Source organism: Flavobacterium plurextorum (genome assembly GCF_002217395.1).
Classification (GTDB): Bacteria; Bacteroidota; Bacteroidia; order Flavobacteriales; family Flavobacteriaceae; genus Flavobacterium; species Flavobacterium plurextorum.
On the sequence record NZ_MUHD01000014.1, the window covers coordinates 239,572 to 257,727 of the forward strand.

At 33.3% G+C, this 18,156-nt stretch carries 12 protein-coding genes; 6 read left to right on the forward strand and 6 right to left on the reverse strand.

Annotated features, from left to right (window positions below):
- Positions 1-173: 173 nt before the first annotated feature.
- The 3 genes from B0A81_RS07710 (at position 174) to B0A81_RS07720 (ending at position 5,041) form a co-directional block, all read left to right on the forward strand.
- Positions 174-2,519 carry a TonB-dependent receptor gene (locus B0A81_RS07710; RefSeq protein ID WP_089057484.1) on the forward strand — a complete coding sequence of 782 codons (2,346 nt, stop codon included), beginning with the start codon at positions 174-176 and terminating at the stop codon, positions 2,517-2,519.
- Between the two features lie 35 nt (positions 2,520-2,554).
- Positions 2,555-3,799, forward strand: coding sequence for a DUF4374 domain-containing protein (locus B0A81_RS07715; protein WP_089057485.1), 1,245 nt, complete (start codon positions 2,555-2,557; stop codon positions 3,797-3,799).
- 81 nt (positions 3,800-3,880) lie between these two features.
- Complete coding sequence (locus tag B0A81_RS07720; RefSeq protein WP_089057486.1) at positions 3,881-5,041, forward strand: PepSY-associated TM helix domain-containing protein; 1,161 nt, start codon at positions 3,881-3,883, stop codon at positions 5,039-5,041.
- Between the two features lie 331 nt (positions 5,042-5,372).
- Here the strand turns inward: B0A81_RS07720 and B0A81_RS07725 are convergent, their stop codons facing one another.
- Positions 5,373-7,496: a TonB-dependent receptor domain-containing protein gene (locus B0A81_RS07725; protein ID WP_089057487.1), complete on the reverse strand. Its 2,124-nt coding sequence runs from the start codon at positions 7,494-7,496 to the stop codon at positions 5,373-5,375.
- 425 nt (positions 7,497-7,921) lie between these two features.
- A complete protein-coding gene (gene gldA / locus B0A81_RS07730; RefSeq protein ID WP_089057488.1) occupies positions 7,922-8,818 on the reverse strand; it encodes a gliding motility-associated ABC transporter ATP-binding subunit GldA in 897 nt (298 codons plus the stop codon).
- A gap of 146 nt (positions 8,819-8,964) precedes the next feature.
- Here gldA and B0A81_RS07735 point away from each other — a divergent pair, with 146 nt between their 5' ends.
- Positions 8,965-9,558 carry an outer membrane beta-barrel protein gene (locus tag B0A81_RS07735; RefSeq protein WP_089057489.1) on the forward strand — a complete coding sequence of 198 codons (594 nt, stop codon included), beginning with the start codon at positions 8,965-8,967 and terminating at the stop codon, positions 9,556-9,558.
- A 160-nt stretch (positions 9,559-9,718) separates the two neighbouring features.
- On the opposite strand, the gene metE is transcribed toward B0A81_RS07735, so the two are convergent.
- Positions 9,719-12,040 (reverse strand): 5-methyltetrahydropteroyltriglutamate--homocysteine S-methyltransferase, encoded by a 2,322-nt coding sequence (metE, locus tag B0A81_RS07740; protein WP_089057490.1) that lies wholly within the window; start codon positions 12,038-12,040, stop codon positions 9,719-9,721.
- Positions 12,041-12,197: 157 nt separating this feature from the next.
- On the opposite strand from metE, the gene B0A81_RS07745 reads away from it, so the two are divergent.
- Together B0A81_RS07745 and B0A81_RS07750 are read left to right on the forward strand one after the other, a co-directional pair.
- Positions 12,198-12,659, forward strand: a complete 462-nt coding sequence (locus B0A81_RS07745) for an Lrp/AsnC family transcriptional regulator (RefSeq protein ID WP_089057491.1) — start codon at positions 12,198-12,200, stop codon at positions 12,657-12,659.
- A gap of 221 nt (positions 12,660-12,880) precedes the next feature.
- Positions 12,881-14,227: a deoxyguanosinetriphosphate triphosphohydrolase gene (locus B0A81_RS07750; protein ID WP_089057492.1), complete on the forward strand. Its 1,347-nt coding sequence runs from the start codon at positions 12,881-12,883 to the stop codon at positions 14,225-14,227.
- Between the two features lie 97 nt (positions 14,228-14,324).
- Here B0A81_RS07750 and B0A81_RS07755 read toward each other — a convergent pair whose 3' ends face one another.
- The 3 genes from B0A81_RS07755 to B0A81_RS07765 are packed head-to-tail and all read right to left on the reverse strand — an operon-like array spanning position 14,325 to position 18,083.
- Entirely contained in the window at positions 14,325-15,326 is a 1,002-nt protein-coding gene (locus B0A81_RS07755) for a DUF3078 domain-containing protein (protein WP_089057493.1), read from the reverse strand.
- Between the two features lie 35 nt (positions 15,327-15,361).
- Positions 15,362-17,149 carry a 1-deoxy-D-xylulose-5-phosphate synthase gene (locus tag B0A81_RS07760; protein ID WP_089057494.1) on the reverse strand — a complete coding sequence of 596 codons (1,788 nt, stop codon included), beginning with the start codon at positions 17,147-17,149 and terminating at the stop codon, positions 15,362-15,364.
- 19 nt (positions 17,150-17,168) lie between these two features.
- Entirely contained in the window at positions 17,169-18,083 is a 915-nt protein-coding gene (locus tag B0A81_RS07765; RefSeq protein ID WP_165768046.1) for an energy transducer TonB, read from the reverse strand.
- Positions 18,084-18,156 lie beyond the last annotated feature (73 nt).

Consider the following 18,156-nt stretch of genomic DNA (forward strand, 5'->3'; position numbering starts at 1 on the left):
ATCAAATCTTAAGCTAAAGTTAATTATTGATTAAGGAATGCTGTTTTTTTTATTGATTCTTAAGTTTAAAAGTTAATTATTATTCTTATTTAGAATAATTAAAAATAGTTTGGAAAAGCTGTTGAAAGAGTCTAAGTTTGTTGTCAATTTAATTTTCAAACCATATTTATCTGATGCAAATAAGTAGATTATTACTCTTGATCACGATTATTTTTACCTCACTTCAAGGGTACTCACAAAAAAACAAAGTAAACTTAACCGGAGTTATTTTAACAAATCAAGGCAAACCAGCTGAAGGAGTTTCAGTAGCACTAAAAGGAACCGTTTACGCAGCACTAACTAATAACAAAGGAGAATATAAAATTAGCGGCGATAGCGGAGACTATATTTTATTGATTACTCATGTTGGTTATAAAACAATAGAAGCCGCAGTTTCGCTTAAACAAGGAAGCAAACCAACTCAGAATGTTACGATAGAGGAGGATATGGCTGCTTTAAATGAAGTTGCTGTAAAAGGAAAATCTAAAGTACAGCGTGCCAGAGAGCAGGCGTACAATATTACTTCTGTAGATCTTAAAAAAACATACAATACAACTGCCGATTTAAATCAGGTTTTAAATAAAACTACAGGTGTACGTATTCGTGAATATGGAGGATTGGGATCTGCGTTTAACTTTTCATTAAACGGTTTCTCTGGAAATCAGGTTAAATTTTTTCTTGACGGAGTACCTATGGATAGTTATGGTTCGTCACTTACCTTAAATAATATTCCGGTAAATATGGCTGAAAGAATCGATGTTTACAAAGGTGTTGTTCCTGTAGAATTGGGCGCAGACGCTTTGGGAGGCGCAGTAAATATTATTACGAATAAAAACGTAAACCGCTATATTGATGCTTCTTACAGTTATGGTTCTTTTAATACTCATAGAGCGGCCGTAAACACAAGGTTTTCGGGTAAAGATGGATTTATTGCTAATATTAATGCTTTTGCAAATTACTCAGATAACGATTATAAAGTAGACGTAAGTGTTGTTGATAAAAATACCTCGAAGTTTTTACCAGAACAAAAATACAAACACTTTCATGATGGTTACAAGTCTGGAACTATAATGGCCGAAGCGGGATTTAAGAATAAAAGCTTTGCCGATTATTTGCTTGTTGGTTTTGCTATGTCTGGCAATAAAAAGGAAATTCAGCAGGGAAGATCTATGCAAAAAGTGGTTGGACAAGCATTTACAGACAGTGAAAGTTTTATTACTTCTTTAAAATATAAAAAAGATAATCTTTTTACTAAAGGATTATCACTAAATGTAAACAGTACATACGCTTTGGTAAACAACAGATCTGTAGATACATCTTCAAGAGTGTATGATTGGACAGGGAATTATGTTTACAGGCAATTTGCAGGAAACAGTGATAAAGGAGAGCTGGGAAACAAGAGTATTTATGTTTATGATGAAGAAAATGCCCAGTTGACTACTAATTTAAAATACCAATTGAATGAACAGCATTCGCTGGCAGTAAATTATTCTTATTTAGGCTATAAACGTAAAGAAACAGATGAATATTTAACTGTAATTGAACTTGGAGAGCCTACAATTAATAAGAACATTCTAGGATTGGGTTATAACTTCAGCGGTTTAGATAATCGATTGGCAATTTCTGCATTTGGAAAAATGTTTGATTTAGAAACCAAAATGCTTTCTGGCGGAATAACGCAATCAACAACATCGACTAATTACGGTTATGGAGCTACTACAGCTTATCATTTATCGGATAAATTACAAATAAAAGGATCTTATGAACATGCTTATCGTTTGCCGGCTGCAATCGAAATGCTTGGAGATGGTTTAACAGTAAACAGTAACATTGGCTTAAAACCAGAAAGCAGTGACAACGCAAATTTAGGACTTGCTTTTATTCTTCAAAAAGAAAAAAATCACTTTAATGCTGAGACTAGTTTAATATACAGAGAAGCAAAAGATTTTATTAGAGAAAAACAAGATGGTGATAAAACGGTATATGAAAACTTGCAAAATGTACAAGTATCAGGTATTGATGGAGTTCTTAGATATGGTTACACAGATTTACTTACGTTCGAGGTAAATGCAACATATCAAAAAAGCCTTAATAAAAACAAATACAAAACAGGAACAACAAGTCCAGATGCTTTGTATGATGCGCAGTTGCCAAACGTTCCAATTTTTTATGGAAATGCTGATTTGACTTTTAATTTTAAAAATGTCAAATATCAAGGAGACAAACTTTCTTTGAATGTGAGCGCAAATTATATCGATGCATTTTATTTGACTTGGCCGGTTTTAGGGGAGTTAGAAACTAAAAAAGCAATTCCAGAACAATTTACCCAGAATGCAATGGTTGCCTATTCATTTTTAAAAGGAAAATACAATCTCGCATTCGAATGTAGAAATATTACTGATGTTAAAGTCTACGACTACTTTAAAGTTCAAAAGCCGGGACGTGCTTTTGCTGTTAAGTTCAGATATTTTCTTCAGTAATTAAATTTTAATAATAACCCTTAATAATTATAATCATGTTAGTAAACAAATTCGCAAAATGCTTTGCATTGGGCTTTCTGTCATTATCTATTTTTTCATGCAGCAGCGATGATTCATCTTCAAAAGAGGAACCAGCTGTAAATGGTGCAAAATACGTTGCATCATATTGGTTAGACGATTACACACAATATATATTAGATTTTAACTCTACAGATCAATTAATGACTGGCGAAATCAGTGCTAAAGGAGTTGGAATTGAGCAAGAAGGAAGCTGTTTTCCAGTGCAAAATACTTTTTTTGCATTGAGTACAGGAGATGAAGGATCAGTTTCATTTCATCTTAACAGCGCAGGAAAACTAGTTCAAGGCGGAAAACTAGCTTTCGAATCATCTTACGCTGTAGGTTATACTGATGATAAAAAAATGATCAATATTGGTGCTACGTGGGACGGAAGTTCGTCTGATTACGAACTTATGATTTACAATCCAGCAACGGTTTCAATCGATGGTCGTAAGTTTAATGACTTTAGTGTAACTCCTGGAAATAAAAATATATTATATTGGCCAACTGGAGCTGCGGTTTCTGGCGACAAACTTTTTGTTCCTGTTTATACTAAAGATGTCAGCGAGAAGAAAAATGTAGTATTATCTTCAGATGCGGTTGTGAGAGTTTACAAATACCCTTCTTTAGAATATGTAACAACAATAAAAGATACTAGAACAACTGCAATTGGAATGTACTATACTAATACAGGAATTGTACAAACTGAATCTGGAGATATCTATACTTTTTCATCTAATGCACGTGCAGGAGGTTATCCAGTTACAGCTGCAGCTTCTGGAGTTTTACGTATTAAAAAAGGAGATGCTAAATTTGACCCAGGATATTTCTTTGATCTTGAGGCAAGTACTATTAAAGGAAAAGTTTTAGCAGCTTATCCATTAGGAGGAGAGAAAGTTTTTATCTCTTATATTCCTGCTTCTGTTGATCCAGGAAAATCAGTTTATAGTTTCTTAAGCACACAAACCATATTCAAGTCAGCAATACTTGACTTATCAGCAAAAACTGTTTTAGCAGTTACAGGATTACCTGATCATGGTGGTGATGAGTTTTTTGGAGTTGGAAGTTTGTTTGTTGAAAACGGTAAAGCTTACAAAAGTTTCGTAACCGGCAATGAAGCTCGTGTTTATCAAATTGATATTGCAACAGGTAATGCAAAAGCTGGAGCTCTTATTAAAGAAGGTCTTTATTTACCAACAATTGGTAAACTTACTTTCTAAATTCTAATCTATTATAGATGGCTTGAAGTATCTTAAAAGATGCTCAAGCCATTTTTTTATTTTTATTAAATTATAATTTCAATGACTGCTATTAAAAGCCGAACGGGTAAACCGCCAAATAAAGGAAAATCACGTTTTAGTAAAATTAATGCCTGGCTGCATTTATGGCTGGGTCTTGCTTCTGGAATAATTGTGTTCATAATGGCAATTACAGGTTGCATATTAGTTTTTGAACACGAAATAAAAGAGTTGACTTCACCATACTTAAATGTTGAAGCACAAAGTCCGGAAAAACTCCTGCCACCTTCAAAAATTTACGCTGCCGTTCAAAAAGTACTGCCAAATAAAGAAATTCATGGAGTATGGTATAGCGGCTTAGACAAATCAGTTAAAGTTGATATTGAATCTGATTCATTGATTTATGTAAATCCGTATAACGGCAAAATTACGGGAATGGTCGATCACGAAGATTTTTTTCACATCATAGATGAAGGACATCGAAATCTTTGGCTGGAGCGTGAAATAGGAGCGCAGATAACGGCTTGGGCAACTTTCATTTTTTTCTTTTTATTGATAAGCGGACTTGTACTTTGGTTTCCAAAAAAATGGAATAAAACAACGGTTAACAACAGTTTTAAAATAAAATGGAGCGCCAAAATCAAACGTCTAAATTATGATTTGCATAACGTTATGGGATTTTATGTCGTCATTTTAGCCTTACTGATTTCTTTTACAGGATTATTAATGAGCTTTCATTGGCTTCGCGAAAGCACTTATTGGATAAGCGGAGGCTGGGCTGATGAAAAGGACAAAAAAGAACAGATTGTTTCGGTTAAAAATGATACAATTTCTAAACAGCAAATCGATAAGCTGGCTGGAGCCGATTTTATCTGGAAAAAGGTGCGGACAGAAATTGCTAAGGAAAATAAAGAAGCTGTTATCATTCATTTTCCTGATGAGCCCAAAGACGATTATTATGCTTGCACAGATATGTATAAAGGAATTTGGAGGGATTTATATTTTGATTCTAAAACATTAGAACTACTTCCAAAATCTGAAAAATACATTAGTGACGAACGATTCTCAGATTGGTTAATGCGATCAAATTATAGTCTTCATATTGGCGCAATAGGCGGATTGACTACAAAGATTATTTATTTTACAGCAAGTTTAATATGCGCAAGTCTTCCTGTTACAGGTTTTTACATCTGGTGGGGAAGAAAGAAAAAACAAAAAAAATAACATTGAGTACTTTTTAAGTTTCTATTTGTTTGGTTAGTTGGTTGAAAGTCTTTTGCAAGAAATAATATTCTGCAAGAGACTTTTTTTTGTTTTAAAATAAAGAAAATAAATAATCATATTGTCATACTGAGCGAATTCGAAGCCCCGCAAAGTGATTTAGTATATGTGAGCTTCGAATTCGCTCAGTATGACAACTCTGACTTCGTTCGGCCTTATAAATGTGTGATTATTTACTGCTTTGCATAATATCTTTAAAAACAAAAAGAGCCTGCTAAAAGCAGGCTCCTCTCATTCAAAAAAAAATAAAAAACAAAAACAAATTCAAGGGATCTTAAATTCTATAAGTAAAAGATAATGTCGCAATGCGATTATCTAGATCGTATCGTTTATTAATAGCAGTCTGCCCGACTGTTGAGTTAATATAAAAATTGTTAGTGTTAAAAATATCAGTAACATTTAGTTTTATACTGCCTTTGTTTGCCAGAACTTGTTTTGAAATTCCAATGCTGAAATCAAAAAAGCCGTCACGTTGATAAACGCCAAGGTTCGATTTTGATTGATACTGTGCGTTAGCTTCAGCTTTCAAACTTTCAGTTATTGTGAACGAATTTTGTACACTTAAGTTTAGCGTAACAATTGGGTCAATAGTATCAGAGTTTACAATGTTGCCCATAAATCTATTTTCGAAAATATTGAAAAGAGTATTTATAGACCAAAACTTGTAAAGTTCCGCTGTATGAGTAATGTTTGCTCCATAATTATAAGATTTTGATACATTTATCTGAGAAGTAACAGTTGTGTTATTACCCGGATCATAAGTATAAACTTCCGTAAAAACATCTTTAGTGCTGTTGAAATACAATGAAGACATGAAATTGCTTTTCCAAGCATATCCAATTTCGGCAGCATGCGTAATTTCAGGAACTAAATTTGGATTTCCTTGAGAGTAATTGAATGAATCATCATAAAAACGAAATGGATTCAAATCAAATTGGCTCGGTCTGTTTATTCTTTTGCTGTAAGAAGCATGAACAGAATGATTGCTTGTAAGTTCATATTTTAAAGAAAGACTCGGGAACCATTTTAAATAATCGTCTTTGTGCTCCTCGTTTAAAGTTCTTTGTAAGATATTAATTGCCGTATATTCAGAACGTAAACCACCTTGAATGTTTAAATCTCCAATTTGATATTTGTAATTGGCATACGCCGCATAAATTTGTTCTTTGTACTCAAAATGATTGGTTGAATTAAGATCAATTATCCATTGGTTATTGTCATTATATTCATAAACCGATGGATTATCATTGTTTTTTAAGCTCGCTTTAAAACCCCATTCAATAGATTGTTTTTCTTTTAATGGATTAGTAAAATCTACTTTTCCTGTAAAAACTTTTAATTGTGACGGAATAAAACCTCTTCTATCATTAATATCATTTGGGTTTGAAGGATCTATATTTTGTGCACTCTGAAATTGATTTGATCTAAATTTTGAAGTTTCGTATTCAAAGTCAAAAGACATATTTTTTCCTTCCGTATTAAACTTATGAACTCCAGAGAACGCATACGTGTAATCATTCCATTTTTCTTTACTGTCGTTGTATGTTGAAGCATCAAAAAGCAGTTGATTTTGGGCATTGCTCAAAGAGTTTCGACCGTTGGCGATATTTTCATAACGCCCCAATTTAGCATCAACATAAAACTCTAAATTCGTTTTAGGAGAAACTTCATAAGTAGTTCCAATTTTAAAGTTATTCGAAGTAAGCGGTTCGTCTGTAGTTGAGGTTTGATAATTTTTAGTGTCAATTTGCTGACGCGTTATATCTGTATATTGCGTTTGGTTAAATTCTTTGCGTTCCTCTTCACCTCTAAAAGTGTAGCTGTAATTACCATAAACGCCAAATTTGTCCTTATTATAACTTAAGTTAACTCCAGAATTAGTTCTGTTTTTTCGTCCGCGGCCATAACTCGCAAACGCAGTTCCTTTTATCCCCGAAGTACTTGGTTTTTTTAGAATAATATTTATAATTCCGGCTTTTCCGGCTGCATCATATTTAGAAGAAGGATTCGTTATAACTTCAATTTGTTTAATATTTGAAGAAGTGGTTGATTTTAAGTAATTAGCCAATTCTTTTTGAGAAAGCTGTGTTAATTTACCATTAATCATAACAGCAACACCCTGTTGTCCTCGAATAGACAAATCGCCGTCCTGAGAAACTACTACTCCAGGAGCACGAGATAAAACATCCAGCGCTGTACCACCTTCAGATACAATACTGTTTTCGACATTAAAAACCAGACGATCTGATTTTTGAGTATATAAAACTTTCTTTTTTGTAATTACAATTTCATCTAAAACATTGATAGATGTTTCAACCAGACTGTCTTTTTCTTTTTCTGTCTGTGAATAGGAATATACGGAAAACGCGAGCATAATAGAGGTTAAAATGTTCTTCATGTCGTTTTGTGCTTTTATAAATGAGTTGTTTTTTTAATGTAAAACGATTTGTTCGATTTTATCTGAAAGTAATTTCTTGAAACGTTCAACGTAATTATAAAAGGAATAAAAAAGAGACATTATGAAGTGAAATAAATGTGGCATTTGTGCAGTATTATTGAGATTGATCCTGCAAATATAACACTATTTATATCAAGTCTAAATAAAAATAATTCAAATTTGGCACTTTTAATTGTAAACCATTGATAACGAGAGAAGATGAATTGGGTTTCAATGTTGTTTTTGCGACTCAGAAGGTATAAATAATGATTTTAGAACTGTTAATAGTTTCTTTTGAAGATTTTATAAAACAGAAAACCAGTCTATTCTGTACAAGAATAAACTGGTTTTGTTGATAAGCTGAAACTGAAAACCGAGATCGAAAACTACTTGGTAATTTCTCTAAATACAGCTTCTAAGTTTTTATTTTTTTGATTTAATTGCAGTGTTTTTAAGCCGTTTTCGTTGGCAAAATCAAAAATGGCAGGGCGCATATCTTTTTCAGTAACAAAAGTAAGTTCCCACGTCATGTCATGCGTATTTTTGTACGAAGCAATATTTTCAAGTCTTGCTAGAAGCTGCTCTTCAACTTGATAATCAAACTCAACCTCAATAACTTGCTCTTTATTTGTAGAAACAAGATGATCTAATTTGTTATCAGCAACAATATTTCCTTTGTCAATAATAATGACACGATCACAAATAGCTTCAACCTCCTGCATGATATGAGTTGATAAAAAAACAGTTTTATCTTTACCAACATTTTTGATTACATTTCGTATTTCCATTAACTGGTTAGGGTCTAGACCAGTAGTTGGTTCATCTAAAATTAAAACATCAGGATTATGCAGTAAAGCATTGGCAAGTCCCACACGCTGGCGATATCCTTTTGATAATTGTCCTATTTTTTTATGGCTTTCAGTTGACAGTCCTGTCAGTTGAATTACTTCTTCGATTCTTGATTTTGCAACTTGATAAACATCGGCATTAAAAGCCAAATACTCACGAACATACAAATCTAAATACAACGGATTGTGTTCTGGTAAATATCCAATAGAACGCTGCACCGCTTTTGCATTCGTCATGACATCGTGACCGTTTACAAGGGCTGAGCCGTCGTCGGCAAGTAAATACGTAGTCAAAATTTTCATTAAAGTAGATTTTCCCGCTCCGTTTGGACCAAGAAATCCAACGATTTCTCCTTTTTGAATAGAGAATGAAATTTCGTTCAGTGCTTTTTGAGTTCCGTAACTTTTTGATATGTTGTTAACTTCGATCGACATAGACTTTTTATTTGCTACAAAAGTAAACAGAAATAATCTTGATTGCTAAAATTTGTCTTTTAAAGAAACCATAAAATAAATAAAACCCAATAGATTCACGGCATTGTTGTTGTTAAAGGAATGCTAAATTAAAACAAACCCAAATCATGAAAAAATTTTTAGTGATAGCAGCTTTGGCTATCTGCACTTTTGCAACTGCACAAAAAAAAGGATCCATTTTAGTAATGGGAAGTATTGAGTATAATTCTCAAAACGTTTCAAATTCTGGATCAGAAGACAAAACTAATTCTTTTACTTTTTCGCCTAAAGTAGGTTATCAATTTCACCAAAACTGGACAGCGGGTATCGAAGCTGGAGTTGGTACTGCTAAAAGAGAGTTTAGTAATAATACAGAGAGCAAATTAAATAGTTTCTCTTTAGGAGGTTTTTTACGTTACTCAAAACCATTAAACCAAACTTTCTCTGCTTATGCTGATTTAGGAGTTGGGTATCAAAATAGAAAAACAACAAACTCTGTTGGACCATTATCAACAATAAATGAAGGTGACGGTTTTTATATTGGAGTTACACCGGCGATTTTTATTAATGTAAATAAAGGATTTGGATTAAACTTCAACATTGGAGGTTTAGGGTACAATACTTTAAATTATGACGGAAATAATGGAAATGGAGACAATGTTAAAAACTTCAATTTCACTTTCGGAAAAGCATTTTCTGTGGGAATTTCAAAGAATTTCTAATCTGAAATATATATATTCAATTTCGAGAAGAGCATCCGTCGCGGCGGATGCTTTTTTGTTTAAATAGAAATGCCAGCAAAAGTGAAACCGAAACGAATCATAACTAAATTCGGTCTCACATACTGGCATAAAAAACAAAAATATATTCTAGGTAAAACTATTACACAACAGGATTTTCAACAGCAGCTCTCATTTCCTGAGCAGCAGCAACCATTTCGATCAAAGCTTTTTTAGTTTCATCCCAATGACGAGTTTTTAAACCGCAATCTGGATTTACCCAAAGCTGATCTACCGGAATTACAGCCGAAGCTTTTTCTAACAAACGAACCATTTCTGTGCTTGATGGCACTCGAGGTGAATGAATATCATAAACTCCAGGTCCAATTTCGTTTGGATATTTAAAGTTAGCAAATGCATCTAAAAGCTCCATTTGCGAACGAGAACACTCGATTGTAATCACATCGGCATCCATGTCTGCAATGTTCTGAATAATGTCGTTGAATTCGCTGTAACACATGTGCGTGTGAATTTGCGTATCATCGTTTACACCGCTTGCAGAAATTCTAAAAGCTTTTACAGCCCAATCTAAATAGTTTGCCCATTCTTCTTTTCGTAAAGGCAAACCTTCGCGAATTGCGGGTTCATCGATTTGGATAATTTTGATTCCGGCTTTCTCTAAATCCACAACTTCGTCACGAATTGCTAATGCGATTTGTGTACAAGTTTCAGAACGCGGCTGGTCGTTACGAACAAATGACCATTGCAAAATTGTTACAGGACCGGTAAGCATTCCTTTTACCCATTTTGAAGTTAAAGACTGCGCATATTTAGACCATTTTACAGTCATAGGAATTGGTCTTGAAACGTCACCATAAATAACTGGCGGTTTTACACAACGGCTTCCGTAACTTTGAACCCAGCCATTTTTGGTAAACGTAAATCCGGCTAATTGTTCTCCAAAATATTCCACCATATCATTACGTTCAAATTCTCCGTGAACTAGAACGTCAATTCCAGTTTCTTCCTGAAAACGAATTGTAGCTTCCGTTTCTTTTTCGATTAAATCATTGTATTGTTCAGTGGTTAATTCTCCTTTTTTGAATTTTGCTCTCCAGCTTCTCACTTCAGCTGTTTGAGGGAAAGATCCAATTGTGGTTGTTGGAAATAATGGCAGATTTAAAGCTTCAATCTGGCTTTTTCTTCTTGCAGCAAAAATACTTTTACGTTTGTCATCTGAAGCTGTAATTCCTGCAACACGATTTTTAACCTCATTATTATGAATTAATTTTGAAGTTTTACGATTGTCGTTTGCAATTACATTTTGCTCAAAATCAATTGAGCTTTTAGTGTCAACTTCGTTTGAAGCGAATTGTTTTAAAAGTACAATCTCGTTGATTTTTTGTTTTGCAAAAGCCAGCCATTGTTTAATTTCTGGCGTAAGAGTTTGGTCGTTTGTTTCTAGATCTAGATCGCACGGACTGTGAATTAAAGAACAAGACGGAGCTACTAAAATTCTATTTTCGCCTAAAGCTTCAGTCGCTTTTTTGATTAATTCTAATGATTTTTTGAAGTCGTTTTTCCAAATATTTCTTCCATCAACAACTCCTAATGAAAGATTTACATTTGGATTTAGTTTTCCAGATTCTAAAATATCATCTAATTGAAGCGGACAACGAACTAAATCTAAATGGAAAGTATCAACTGGTAAAGCCAAAGCCGTTTCTAAATTTTCTCCAAAGCAATCAAAATAATTCGCTAAAATGATTTTAAGTTTTGGAAAACGAGTATTGATTTCGTTATACACTTTTGTAAAAGTGTTTCTTTCTTTATCAGTTAAATTTAAAGCTAAGAAAGGTTCGTCAAGCTGAATATATACTGCGTTTTCTGCTTGTAATTTTTCGAAAATTTCGAAATAAACAGGAAGTAATTTATCAATAAGATCAATTCGGTGAAAACCTTCTTCCTTTTCTTTTCCTAAAAGCAAATATGAAATTGGTCCAATTAAAACTGGTTTTGTGGTAACTCCTAAAGCATTTGCTTCTTTAAATTCGTTGATTACTTTTTCTGAAAACAATTCGAATTTTTGGTTCTTTGTAAACTCAGGAACAATATAATGATAGTTGGTATCGAACCATTTTGTCATTTCCATTGCAACAACATCCTGTCCGTCTTTTTGCGCGCCTCTTGCCATTGCAAAATACAAATCTAAAGTAGAATTTGTTTTGGCTAATTCATGATAACGTTCTGGAATTGCTCCAACAGTCAGAGTTAAATCTAAAACCTGATCGTAAAAAGAAAAATCATTAGACGGTATTAAATCAACTCCAGCTTCAGCTTGTAAATGCCAGTTTTGAATTCGAATTTCTTTTCCTGCGTCGATAAGTTCGTCTGCCGAAATTTTTCCTGCCCAATAAAGTTCGCTGGCTTTTTTGAGCTCTCTGTTGCTCCCAATTCTTGGATAACCTAAATTATTTGTTTTCATTTTGATTTCAGTATTTTTTACTGAGCAAATTTATTGCATTAGATTTTATAACTTATATTTGGTGGTTATTTCAGTAAAATGCGTTTTAAAAATGTAATTTTAAAGATTTTATTACTGTTAATATCTTTTAAACGAACCTTCAGCCGTAAAAAAAACTATGGAAAATCTAGACAAAACCGATTTGCTTATCTTAAAGCACCTTCAGGAAAACTCAAATATCAATACAAAAGACCTTGCAAGTAAATTATTTCTGACTGTGACGCCAGTTTACGAACGTATAAAAAGACTGGAAAGAGATGGTTATATTACTAAATATGTAGCCTTGCTTGACAAGAAGAAAATGAATCGCGGAATGACAGTTTTTTGTAATGTTCGACTAAAAGAACACGCAAAAAACGTAGGAAGCAATTTTGTAAAAGATATTGTCGCTCTTCCTGAAATTATAGAATGTTATAACATTGCAGGCGATTATGATTTTATGCTAAAAATTCTAGTTCAAGATATGACTAGTTATCAGGATTTTGTAATGAACAAATTATCAACGATTGAAAACATCGGAAACACAAATAGTATTTTTGTAATGGGAGAAATTAAACATAGTACGGCGTTAGAGTTTTAATAATATTTTGCCACGAATTTTACAAATTAACACAAATCATTGAACTTACATTAATTCGTGAAAATTCGCAAAATTCGTAGCGAGCAAAACATTTAAATCAAATTAATTTGCGACCTATATTTATTCAATTTTATCCTAAAATAAAATGTATTTTTGAAATCTTAAATCATCAATTTAGATCCTCAATCTAAAATAAATAATCTACAATCTAAAATAAAACAATGAACTGGGAACAACTTTTATCATTAAAACGTCAAGGCGATACAAGCAAAAGATTACGTGTAGAACAAGATGACACGCGATTAGGTTTTGAGGTCGATTATGACCGAATTATCTTTTCGGCTGCTTTTAGAAGTTTGCAAGATAAAACACAAGTAATTCCGCTTTCTAAAACAGATTTCGTACATACAAGACTTACGCATAGTTTAGAAGTTTCTGTTGTTGGACGTTCTTTAGGACGTTTGGTTGGTAAAAAAATCATCGAAAAATACCCTTATTTAAAAGAAATTCACGGTTATCATATGAATGATTTTGGGGCAATTGTTGCCGCAGCGTCATTGGCTCATGATATTGGAAATCCGCCTTTTGGACATTCGGGTGAAAAAGCAATTGGAGAGTATTTCTCGAGCGGAAAGGGATTAAAATACAAAGATAAACTTACGGCAAAACAATGGCAGGATTTAATTGATTTTGAAGGAAATGCTAACGGATTTTCAGTGTTAACAGCAAGTCGTCCAGGAATTGAGGGCGGACTTAGAATTTCATACGCTACTTTAGGTGCTTTTATGAAATATCCTAAAGAAAGTCTTCCGAAGAAGCCAACTACTAATATCGCAGATAAAAAATATGGTTTCTTTCAAACAGATAAGTCTTTCTTTGAAGAAGTTGCTCATGACATGGGAATGATCGCAAATAAAGAAGATGGCGATATTGGTTTTGAAAGACATCCTTTGGCGTATTTAGTTGAAGCTGCAGACGATATTTGCTATACTATTATTGATTTTGAAGACGGAATAAATCTTGGCTTAGTTTCAGAAGATTATGCTCTAGAGTATCTTATAAAATTGGTAAAAGATAATATTGGTGTTTCTAAATATAAATTACTGGAAACAAAAGAAGACAGAATTAGTTATTTAAGAGCGTTAGCAATTGGAGCTTTGATTAATGATGCTGTAGATGTATTTGTTGAAAATGAAGAAGCTATTCTAGCAGGAAATTTCCCTTTTGCGTTAACAGACAAAAGTAAATACAAAGCACAAATGAATGATATAATCAAGTTAAGTGTTGATAAAATTTACCAGAGCCGCGAAGTAATCGAGAAAGAAATCGTGGGTTATCAAATCATTCAAACTTTGCTGGATAAATTTATAACTGCTTTCAATAATAAATATGACAGAACGGCATCAAACTACGATAAATTAATCTTGAAGATGCTGCCAGAAAAACATCATTTAGATAAAGGTAATTTGTACGAACGTCTGCTTCACATTTGTCATTATGTTTCATTACTAACAGATGGAAATGCCTTAGAATTATATGAAACTATTCAAGGACGTAAGAAGAATTAAATAGAAGCATTTATGCTATTGTCCAAAATAAAACACCCCATAAACATAATTTATGGGGTGTTTTTTATTTTCTCATGATCGAGAATTAAGTTTTGTATTATTGAAAAGCATAAACTAGACCAACTCCTAAAACTTGGCGTAATTGCATTCTAGGTCCGTCGTTTACTTGAGATTTTGCGCCTGTAGTAGGATCAATTACATCTTTTTTGGTTTTAATATCGTCATCATAAACTAAATGAACACCAATATTTGCTTTGACATAAGCATTTACAACAAGATCTAAACGAGTATCATAATCTATATCGACATTCCCAAATCGGTTTAAATAATCGGTGTATAAACTTAATCGGTTTTCGTAGAAGACATTTTTATAGATTTCGTTTTTCATATAGCCAGTAACAAGAATACCAAATTCGGCTTTTACCTTTTGACCGCTTTCAATCAATATTTTATTATTTGGATCTAGAGGATCAGTGGCGTAAACTGCTTTTTTAACACCAAAAGAACCTTGATCTGCAAGATATTGATCTAATACCAAAGTGGTTTTTAATGTAATAGGAGAGAAGTAAAAAGTTCTGTTTTTCTTTTTATTCGAGTTTTCAGCTCCAGCTCCAAGAAATATGTAAGCAGGTGCAAAAGGTTTCGAGATAGCAATGTCACGATTAGGATAGTTATAACCGTCGGTAAATTGCGTATTAAAATTAAACTTGGCCGAGTAAAACCAATTTGAAACCGTATCTTTTCTAAAACCGTAAGTCGAGTTTAGTTGAAAAGCATCGTCCGTTTTACGCAATTCAGTTCCGTCTTGCTTGTTTAATCCGTATTTTACAATAAGTTCATTTGCCCATTTGTGATTTCCTTTTTGGTAAATTCTTCCAAATTCTCCTTTAAACAAACCAGAGATAGAACTTGTTCCCCCCGCACTCCAATTCACAAATGCAATTTCTGAAATATCAAACCCTACTTGATTTTTTTTGGCCCAATTTGAAGGCAGTTTTGGTGCTTTATTGGGATCTATTGTTGTTTGTATAAGTTGGGCAGAGTTTTTAGTTGTACACAAAAACAAAAGAATAAAAAGAGTGGAACGTATTAATTTCATTAGGTTTATTTTAATATTTTGGTGCCGCAAAATAATTATTTTGGCTCATTAGAAAAAAGATTTATTAAATTTTTAACGTCAATTTTACACAATTGTTGTAACTGGTTTACTGTTCCGTGCTCAATAAACTCATCTGGAATTCCTAAAATATTGATGTTGTTTTTAAAATTATTTGTGGCCGCAAACTCTAAAATAGAGCTTCCAAAACCACCATTTTTTACCCCGTCTTCTATTGTAATTATGTTGTCAAATGAAGATAATATCGAGTGTAAAGCCTCATTGTCTAAGGGTTTTATAAAGGGAAAATCGTAATGCGCAATAGTTTCTGAATTTGTACTTTGTTGTAGAGCTTCGATTACATTATTTCCAATCGTTCCAGTCGATAAAACAGCAGTTTTTGTTCCCTGTTTTAAGCAAATTGCTTTCCCGATTTTAATTTTTTCATAATGTCCGAAATTTTCTACTTCCCAATTTGGCAGCACGCCGCGTCCTCTTGGATATCGAATTGCGATTGGATGATTTAGACCTAGTTGAGCAGTATATAAAATGTTTTGCAAAGCAATCTCATTGAGAGGTGCGTAAATAATCATGTTTGGAATAGAACGCAGATACGCTATATCAAAAACACCATGATGTGTTGCGCCATCTTCGCCTACTAAACCTGCTCTGTCCAGACAAAAAATAACAGGTAAATTTTGTAAAGCTACATCATGAATAATTTGGTCATAGGCACGCTGTAAAAAAGTCGAATAAATATTGCAATATACAATCATGCCTTGAGTTGCCATTCCGGCTGCAAGCGTTACAGCATGCTGTTCGGCAATTCCCACATCAAAAGCACGTTCCGGCAATTCGTCCATCATAAATTTTAATGAACTTCCAGAGGGCATTGCAGGTGTGATTCCGATTATTTTTTCATTTTTTCTGGCTAAATCTAAAATGGTTAAGCCAAAAACGTCTTGAAATTTAGGCGGTAAATTTTCTTCAGATTTTAAAATGATTTCTCCTGTCGAAGCATCAAATTTTCCAGGTGCATGATATTTTACCTGATTTTCTTCAGCTTGCTGTAAACCCTTTCCTTTTGTAGTTACAATGTGAAGAAATTTTGGGCCCTTTATGTTTTTTAAGCGATTCAATTCTTTGATTAAATTCGGAAGATCGTGACCGTCTATTGGTCCTGAATAATCAAAATTCAAAGATTTGATCATGTTATTCTTCTTCGGATTTTTTCCTTCTTTTACAGCAGTAAGATATTTTTTAAGAGCACCAACACTTGGATCAATTCCTATTGCATTATCATTTAAAATAACCAACAAATTGGCATTAGTAACTCCGGCATGATTTAAACCTTCAAAAGCCATTCCAGATGCAATAGAAGCATCGCCGATAACTGCAATATGCTGTTTATCGAAATCACCTTTTAATTTTGAAGCAATCGCCATTCCGAGTGCTGCAGAAATTGAAGTTGAAGAATGTCCAACACCAAAAGTATCGTAAACACTTTCGGTTCGTTTAGGAAAACCTGAAATTCCGTCGATTTGTCTATTAGTATGGAAAATTTCCCTTCTTTCCGTCAGGATTTTATGCCCGTAAGCCTGATGGCCAACATCCCAAACCAACAAATCATCTGGGGTATTAAAAACATAATGAAGTGCAATCGTAAGTTCAATAACGCCCAAACTAGCTCCCAAATGACCTTCTTTTACAGAAACAACCTCAATTATAAATTGACGTAATTCTTGTGCAACTTGTAGAAGTTGTGCCTCAGAAAGTGCGCGTAAATCAGCTGGATTATATATGTTCAAAAGTAAATCGCTTTTCATTGTATGGAAAAAAGCAAATTTACGGTTTTAAATTTAAATCTGTTTGTTCCTTGCTCTCTCCAGTTTTAAAAATTTGCATTGAGGTAATTTTTGAAAATTTTCTTTTTCTTTTTTTTGGATTCAAAGTATCAAGCTCAAGTGTGATAGGTAGATTGTAATAAGTTCTAACTTTTCTTCCATTGGTTTCACCTGGAGTCCATTTTTTAGATTCTTCTAAAATCCGCATGGCTTCTTCCCCAGTTCCTAAACCGAGGTCTTCAATGATTTTTATTTCATTTAGTTTTCCATCTTTTTCAATGACAAAAGACATTTTTATTACTCCGGTAGATTTCTTTAACTTTTTTGGGATTTTATATTCTGATTTAAAAATTTCGTAAAACATATTAATTCCTCCTGGGTAGTCAGGCAAAACATCAATTCCCATACCTCCATAAACGCTATAGTCCTCATAAAGACCTGTGGGTATTGGTCCTTCACATTTTGCTTTTGCGAAAGAGAAGGTTTTTTCTTTTTTAAGCGAAGACCTGCTTTTGCGTTTTGTGGATTTTGTTTCGTTGGCAGTTAAGGATTTATTATTAGCGGCTTCATGCTTTTCGCCAGCATTAGTTTTTAGAACTGCAGGATCTTCAATTATTTCAATTTTATCGATCTTTTGTTTGTTTCCATCCTTATCCTGACAGCTGAACAAAGTAGTTCCCATGGAAATAAACAGAGCAAGTAAAAATATTTTATGGAAATAAGTTTGTGTATAAAAAACGCGACTAGGAATTTGGATTGTAATCGAGTCTAATTGAGATCTTTTTATTCTTCCACAGATACTTTTGTTTTGATTTTGGGTAAAAAAGTACTGAATTTCTTCGGGCAGCATAGATGTGAAATCAATAACCGTTTTAGAACAGCTCAAACAAAAACGCCCCTCTTTGTTTGGAATCATTTTGTCCCAGTTTTCTGTACAAGGTTCCGGAATTGTTATTCTGAGTTTTCTTTCCATTTTTGAATTTCAATAT